Raw genomic sequence first — 8296 nt, 5'->3', positions numbered from 1 at the left:
GTTGAAAAACCCAGCATCTAATCGATGCAATGAACCTTGAAAACTTAAGGTATGGGGTTCTTGCAAGAAATGCTTTGGCAAGATAAAACCTTAAAGCACCAAGTACAGAGAATCAAGCATTTTTTTCTCAAGTACGGTAGGGCATACCGAAACTATCTCTGAAATGGGATGAACGACTGGGGAGACTCACCCCTCTGGAGTAGGTTAGGAAACTAGCTTGCTGTAAGGGTTGTCAATGAATCAGTAATCCAAAGCCGTGAGGCTTGGAGAATCCCCTTTCTTTAGAAATGGGGAGTATGTCAAAATAAAGATTGAGAACGCTACTCATTGTTGTCAAAAATAACGCATGATTGGATCAGACCCCCAGTTAGAACAGCACAATCATCAAGCCGAACACGTTCACAATGGAAAGGCACAGGGACATTCCCATGTTCACAGTGAAGAATCTCTGCGCCGTATTGTGAATCGTTTGTCTCGGATTGAAGGGCATATCCGAGGGGTCAAAAGAATGGTCGCCGAAAGTGATCCTTGTCCCGATGTCTTAGTACAAATCGCAGCGATTCGGGGAGCATTAGACCGGGTAGCACGAATTATCCTAGACGAACATTTAAGTGAATGTGTTGCCAGAGCTGCAAAAGAAGGTAATATCGAGGGTGAGATCGAACAGTTGAAATCGGCTTTAGATCGATTTATCCCTTAATACTTTTGCTCTATTCATGTTTAGAAAAGTCTTTTTTGGATTGTTGTGGATTGGGTTTGTTGCCTACGCCTTTACCTTGGCTCCGCCTGATCAACCCGACACTTTAACTCTGATTAAAAATTTATCAACGGGCAACTGGCAGGGAATTAACCCTCTGATTGTTGCCCTTTTTAATTTAATGGGAATTTGGCCGATAATTTACAGCAGTTTATTGGTTTTTGAGGGTCAGGATCAAAACCTACGGGCTTGGCCGTTTGCGATCGCTTCTTTTGGGGTGGGAGCGTTTGCGATACTCCCTTATCTGGCTTTACGTCAACCCTCACCCGAATATTCCGGGGATCAGAACTTCTTCTTAAAAATATTTGACTCTCGGATTACGGGTGTTATTTTAACTTTAGGCACACTGACTCTGATCGGCTATGGTTTAAATGGCGGAGATGGGTCAGATTTTATTCAGCAATGGCAAACCAGTCGGTTTATTCATGTGATGAGTTTAGATTTTTGTCTGCTGTGTCTGCTATTTCCGGCTTTGCTGGGCGATGATATGACGCGACGGGGAATGAACAATCAGCTTTTGTTTTGGGGAGTCGCTTTACTTCCCTTGCTGGGGCCTTTATTCTATCTCTGTGTGCGATCGCCTAAAACTCCCACTCCTCCTCAAACTCAAGTCAATCAGCAGCAATCCCAAGCCTGAGAAACCGCAAGGGATTTGAATGATTCACGTTCACCGGATAATAAAAATTGTCCTACCGTTCCAATTGAAGATCATTTTCATTATACTAGACTACATAGTTTGATTTTTCCCCACAAAAAATCTCAAGTCTGTAAGCAAGACCTGGAATGAGGGTCAGAGGTATTGCGGTTAATATTTCTCTCAAAAAGATAGTGAGGGGAGGAGTTCATATAGTGTTAAAGACAAATTAAGACAATCAGGCTGTAGTCGATTCTGACTCGATCTCAGTTTAAAAAGTAAGTAAGAAGTATGCCAAAGGAAATTCGATGAACCTAACTTCAAAAACAATATTTAAGATTATGGATAACACAATACACTGGAACAAATCATTACCTCTGTTACTGGGAACTCTACTCCTGACTTCCTGTGCAGATAAACCCCAAGCGGCGGCACCTCCACCCGTTGTTGTCAGTATTGGTCGAGTTGAGTCAACCCAAGTTAGAGATAGCACCGAGTTTGTAGCGCGAGTTGAAGGGGTAGAAAATGCGGTGATTAGACCTCGGGTTAGTGGTTTGGTTAAGCAAGTCTTTGTAAGGTTGGGCGATCGCGTCTCAGTCGGAAATCGGCTGATGTTGATTGATCCGTCTCAACAGCAAGCTAATTTGGAAAGCCGACTCGCTGCTGTTGAATCTAGACGCGCTCAACTGGAAAGTGCAAAAGCGAATTTAGACTCTCAACGCTCAGAATTAACAAGATTACAAGCGGAGTTAAGCTATCAATCTCAAGAAGCGAATTTAAGAGATGCTCAACAAACTTTAGAAGCCGAAAGACAAGAGAAGCAACGCCTAGAGTTTGAGTTGGAGTTTATCTCAGAAAAGGCCAATTTGAGAGATGCTCAAGAACGACTTGCAGCAGCCAATCGAGAGCGTGATCGTCGAGCCGTTGTCAAAGAAGAACGGGACAGTGCTTTTGAGAGATATGAAAAGCTGTGGGAAGAAGGCGTTGTTTCCTCAGAAGCCTATGATCAACGTTTGCGTGAGATTCGAGAAGCTGAAGCGGCGCTCGCTCAACAAGAAGATACCGTGCGATCTGTCAGAGCGCAAGTTTCAGCCTCTCAGCAGGATCTAGAGCGGAAGGTTAGTACCTTACAAGCTCAGATTAGCACTCAGCAAAGCCGGATCGAAGCGGCTCAAGCGAGGGTTGAGAGTGCCGGACAAGCTTTTGAACGCCAAGTCGCGACTCTAGACGCTCAAATTGCGAGTCAGGAAAAGGTGATTGATGCTCAACAGGCTGAGGTGAATCGCTTAGAACGGGAAATTGAACAAGCCCAAGCAGATGCGACAGGTCAACAAGTTGAGCTTGAGTATTATAATGTTGATGCTCCGATTTCTGGGATTGTGGGTGAGCTTCCGGTGAAAGTGGGAGACTTCGTTGATAGCCAAACCACTCTAACGAGTATTCGACAAAATGAGCGGCTAGAAGTTAGTATCAATATTCCTGTTCAACGATTATCTCAAATTCGAGTCGGGACACCCGTTGAGGTGATTAGTCAAGATACGGGTGAACTGATTGGTAGTAGTCGAGTGTCCTATATCTCTCCGAGTGCGGGAACTGGAACTCAAACGATTTTAGTCAAAGCGATTTATAACAATCAAGATAACAAACTGCGAACTGACCAAATTGTTCGTGCTAGAGTGATTTGGGAACAACTTGCAGGTATTACGGTTCCGACTACGGCTATTAGTCGGATTGGGGATCAAAGCTTTGTGTTTGTCGTTGAAGAAGAAAATCAAGAGGGTCAGCAAATGCTGATTGCCAAACAAATACCCGTTCAGTTAGGAAGTATTCAAGGTCAAAGCTTTGAAGTTTTATCCGGTTTAAAGGCAGGCGATCGCATTGTCACCGAAGGAGTGATTAAGCTGCGCGACGGTACACCGGTTACGGGTCAGCAAGCTGAACAACCCAAAGCCGCACCGGGGTCAGCATCACCGTCTGAGTAGTTGAAATAATTGCTGATGAATCCGGCTTTGTTCTGACTGGGGGGACTTGTTCAAGATTAATGAGTCAATCCCCCAGGCAAAGCTGCTTATTTTAGAGTCAACCCATTCAGTGCAGAATCTATCGAAAGTCAATCAGTCTGGTAAACTAGAAGGCAATTCTTGTAGGGGGAAATCGCTGCTTTTGAAAAAATTCTCTAATTATTCAGATATAGCAGTCGAAGCCTTTGATTAGGACACTGTTTTTCTGTCAAATCCTTTTATGATAAAGGTTTCAATTCTGTCTCCTGTCTCCTGTCTCCTGTCTCCTGTCTCCTGACTTCTGCTATAACATATAGGATTAATCCATTCAAAAATTCAGCTCATCTAGACAATTTGAACATTAAGTAACCGCGATCGCTAACCATCGGCACCCCTAACCCCGATACTCATCTACCCCTATATTCTTTATGCTGTTATTTGTTAGCACCTTTATTAAAAGACCCGTTTTAACAACGGTTTGCACGATTATTATTATTTTAGTCGGGACAGTTTGTATTCCCCTGCTGCCGATTACTCAGTTACCCCAACTTGCTAACACCCAAATTAACGTGACTTCAGTCAATATTGGGGCTGATGCTCAGACGACTGAAACCACCGTCTCGACAATTTTAGAGCGGGAGATTAACGGGGTTGAGGATATGAGATATATCTCCTCCAATACCGGAAATAACGGGGTGTCTAATATATCGGTGGTTTTTCCGGTTGATGTGGATCGAGACATCGCTCAAGTAAACGTTCAAAACAGAGTCTCTCAAGCCGAATCCACTTTACCAGAGTCCGTTCGACAAACCGGAATATCGGTGGCCTCTTCTTCTCCGAGTATTCTGCTTGTCGTCGCGTTTTACTCAGATACCAATGATAACGGCAGATATCTCTACGACGATATCTTTATGAGTAACTACCTGGATTTGAACGTTATAGACCAGCTTAGGCGAGTAACTGGGGTCGGTGAGGCGACAATTTTTGGGGAACGGAAATATGCGATGCGAATTTGGCTTGATCCCCAACGGATGGCCGCACGGGGATTAACCACTCAAGATGTTGCCAATGCCCTACGAGAACAAAATATCCAAGTCGGAGCGGGAAAACTGGGTCAGAGTCCTGCACCAGAGGATCAACGCTTTGAAATCCCCCTACAAGCAAGCAGTCGTTTGCGTGGGGTGCAAGAATTTGAAGAATTGGTGTTAAAAGTTGGGGAGGATGGAACCCTCGTTCAACTGCGAGATGTCGGACAAGCAGAACTAGGGGCGGAGAATTATGATACTGTAGCGACTTTTAAAGGTCAACCAACCGTTGGGATCGGAATTTATCAACTCCCTGGTAGTAATGCCTTAGAGGTTGCGGATCAGGTGAAAGCAACGATGGCGGAGTTGAGTAAAAGTTTTCCACCAGGACTCAACTATGAAATTCCCTACGACACAACGTTGTTTATTTCGGCTTCTTTAGAAGAAGTGGTTGTCACCCTAGTTCAAGCGATTGGTTTAGTTATTTTAATTATCTTTATTTTCTTACAAGATTGGCGCACGACTTTGATTCCGGCTGTGGCGATTCCAGTGGCGTTAATTGGGGCAATGGCGGGGTTAAAAGTTATGGGATTTGAACTCAATACCCTAACGCTATTTGCTTGTACACTCGCATCGGGTTTAGTCGTAGATGATGCGATTGTGATTGTAGAGGCTATTTCTCAAAAAATAGAACAGGGAATGAAACCCCGTCAAGCCGCTTTGGATGCCATGCAAGAACTGACGGGTGCAACGATTGCGACTTCTTTGGTGTTGATGGCGGTGTTTATTCCGGTGTCATTCTTTCCGGGAACAACTGGAATTATCTTTAAACAATTTGCCTTAACGATTGCTTTTGCTGTTGCCTGTTCGACCTTTAACGCTCTGAGTTTTTCGCCGAGTATGTCAGCCGTGCTTCTGCGTCCGAAAGATCAAACAAAAGGGCCTTTAGGATTGTTATTTAGAAAGTTTAATCAGGGGTTTGGCTGGGTTCAAAATCAATACGCTAAAACGGTTAATTTTCTCGTTAGGATTAATACCCTGATCATGGGTATTTTTGTGGCAGGTTTGGTACTCACTGTTTTTATGTATCAATGGGTGCCTTCAGGATTTGTACCCGAAGAAGATCAGGGATATTTCATTATTATTTATCAAGCACCGGATGGGGTATCGCTCAACTATACGGCAGAAGCCGCCGAACAAATCACCGAAAAAGTATTAGAAATTCCCGAAGTTCTGGCTACATTTGGGATCGCTGGGTTTAGTTTTACTGGGGTCAACCCAAGTCAGGGGATTATGTTTGTTCCGCTCAAACCTTGGTCAGAACGTCCGACCCCCGATCAGTCAGTCTACGGTATCCTCAGAAGAATTAACGGATCTTTGCAAAGCATTCCAGGCCTGCGAGCCTTTGCGGTGAATGCACCGCCTGTACAGGGGTTGAGTAGTACGGGGGGTTTTGAATTTCAACTCCAAGATCGCACCGGGAACTTACCGATTTCGGCTCTAATTGATAATGGAAATCGCTTGATTGGAGCGCTCAACTCGGGTCAATATCCGGCTGTCGGAGGGGCTTTTAGTCAATTTACGGCAAGTAAGGCTCAAAAACAAATCGAAGTGCTGCGCGATCGCGCCAAAACTTTGAATGTTGATATTAGTGAGATTTTTAGAACGTTACAAACTTATCTGGGTTCGGCTTACATTAATGACTTTGTTTTAGGACAGCGACAATATCGGGTGATTGTACAGGCGCAATCGGAGTCGAGATCTTCACCGCAGGATCTTGAAAAACTCTACGTCCGTTCTCTCAACAATGAGATGATTCCGTTGAGCAGTTTGATTAGAATCACAGATTTCGTTGGCCCGGAAACGATTACCCGTTTTAATATTTTCCGCTCAATGCTGATTCAAGGGAATCCGGCTCCGGGTTTTAGTACCGGACAAGCGATCGCCGCGCTCGAACAAGCTGCTGCTGAAGTGCTAGACCCTGGTTTTGGCTATGCGTGGCAAGGGAGTGCGCTGGAAGAACAATCTTCTGGGGGTGCGGCTCCGATTATTTTTGGTTTGGGGTTTGTGATGGTGTTTTTGGTGCTGTCGGCGCAGTACGAAAGCTATATTGACCCGTTGATTATTATGCTGTCTGTGCCGTTGGCGGTTTTGGGTGCGCTGTCTGCGGTGTGGTTACGTTCTAATATTTTGATGGCGGGAAGCATCTGGCCTGTAGTAGTCAACGATGTTTACTGTCAGGTGGCGTTGGTGATGTTGATTGGTTTGGCGTCGAAAAACTCGATTTTGATTGTGGAGTTTGCTAATCAATTACGTGACAAAGGACTGAGTATTAAAAAAGCAGCCGTGCAAGCGGCAGAACAACGGTTTCGACCGATTCAAATGACGGCGATTTCTTCTCTAATTGGGTTCTGGCCGTTGGTGGTGGCATCGGGAGCGGGTGCGTCTAGTCGGTGGTCGTTGGGAACGGCAATTTTTGGAGGGATGTTAGTCGGAACGGTGTTAAGCTTATTGATTACTCCGAACCTGTTTATTGCGGTGAAAAATTTAGAGGCGCGTTTATTAAAAGGGGAAAAGCCGGATCAAGATGACACTGATGATGGAAACGGTTCTAATGGTGGTCGTAGAGGTTTATTGAAAAGGAGAAATCGGAATTCTAACGGTAAAACCCCAGATTCTCAGTCTAATGGTGATGCTGAAGTGACAGAAGCTACAAGGCCTGATGAAGCGTTGCGAATTAATCAATCTTCTGATCCGCAAGGAGAAGGGGTTTAAATAGATAGTTCACAGGATCAATCATCTGTAATTATTTTTATGACAGACAAAGAACAACTTTCATCCCCTGAAGATTCGGTTCAGTCAGATTTAACTGAATCAACTGTTGTCCGTTTATCTGAGCGGGTAGAACAGTTAGAACAACAGTTGAATAATGTATTGTTGCTGTTGAGTGATGTTTACCGTTATGGAAAATTACGGGATTTGTTAGCGGCGCAACAGTGGAAAGAAGCGGATCTCGAAACGACTAAAGTCATGTTGGAAATTGCCGGGCAAAGCAACCATGATAATATTACGCCAGAAGATGTGATTCAGTTTCCCTGTAGTAGTTTACGCTTGCTGGATAAACTTTGGCGTCAATATAGTGGCGATCGCTTTGGGTTTAGCTTGCAACAACAAATTTATGTCAGTGAAGGGGGAACGGATGATATTTCTAATATTGATTTAGCTATCTTAGAACGAGTTGGCGATCGCATGGGATGGCGTGCTAATAATAAATGGTTATCCTATGATCAGTTAGATTTTAGTGTATCGGCTCCCTTGGGTTGTCATCCTTCTAACTGGTGGCGTTCAGCTTATGGGGCGAAGATGGCTGTTTATTTTTTGGCACGGTTGATGCAATGTGATGTAACTTCTAATGTATTACTTGTAGAAGAGGAAAGCGAAAATGTTTAAAAATTGGTCTAGCGATGATTGGATTAATCATATTCTATTTGTGGTCACTATTTTGCTTTTACTGGCTTCTTTCCTTTTGACTTAATCTGGTTTTTGATTTTCAGAGTTTGTTTGAACTTTCGTAAAATAATCTTTGTAAATGGTCAAACCTTTGCTAAAACGGAGATAGAGACTAAACAAAAAATCTAGATCTGAGTCGGAACGGGGGTAACAGGCAATGAACACCAGGCTTATTCTGTTTTCGGGGATTATGATGGCTTTGCTGGGGTCGGTGTTTGGGTTAGCCGTTTCTAAGTTACACCAGGACAGATATCAATGCTGTGATTACATTATTGGCAGCAGTGAGGTGGGTTACTCTCGCTCAAAAGCACCGAGTCAGTATGCAATGGCGGGAGCGGCGATGGGGTTTGCTGTCGGTTCTGTTTTAGAG

Annotated in this window: 6 protein-coding genes; all 6 read left to right on the top strand. The window is 44.1% G+C overall.

Annotated elements, in window-relative coordinates:
* Window positions 1–346 precede the first annotated feature (346 nt).
* The gene (locus WN50_RS07520; protein ID WP_046279600.1) at window positions 347–700 is read left to right on the top strand and encodes a metal-sensing transcriptional repressor; all 354 of its coding nucleotides are present in this window, start codon (window positions 347–349) and stop codon (window positions 698–700) included.
* A 16-nt stretch (window positions 701–716) separates the two neighbouring features.
* Window positions 717–1394, top strand: a complete 678-nt coding sequence (locus tag WN50_RS07515) for a hypothetical protein (RefSeq protein ID WP_046279599.1) — start codon at window positions 717–719, stop codon at window positions 1392–1394.
* Between the two features lie 338 nt (window positions 1395–1732).
* Window positions 1733–3373, top strand: coding sequence for an efflux RND transporter periplasmic adaptor subunit (locus WN50_RS07510; RefSeq protein ID WP_046279598.1), 1641 nt, complete (start codon window positions 1733–1735; stop codon window positions 3371–3373).
* Window positions 3374–3819: 446 nt separating this feature from the next.
* Window positions 3820–7191 carry an efflux RND transporter permease subunit gene (locus WN50_RS07505; protein ID WP_046279597.1) on the top strand — a complete coding sequence of 1124 codons (3372 nt, stop codon included), beginning with the start codon at window positions 3820–3822 and terminating at the stop codon, window positions 7189–7191.
* A gap of 39 nt (window positions 7192–7230) precedes the next feature.
* Complete coding sequence (locus tag WN50_RS07500; RefSeq protein ID WP_046279596.1) at window positions 7231–7866, top strand: GUN4 domain-containing protein; 636 nt, start codon at window positions 7231–7233, stop codon at window positions 7864–7866.
* A gap of 217 nt (window positions 7867–8083) precedes the next feature.
* Window positions 8084–8296 (top strand): hypothetical protein (locus WN50_RS07495; RefSeq protein WP_046279595.1); only part of this gene is annotated, 213 nt, incomplete at its 3' end.

The sequence above is a fragment of the Limnoraphis robusta CS-951 genome, assembly GCF_000972705.2.
This window is presented reverse-complemented; position numbering and strand designations above follow the sequence as displayed.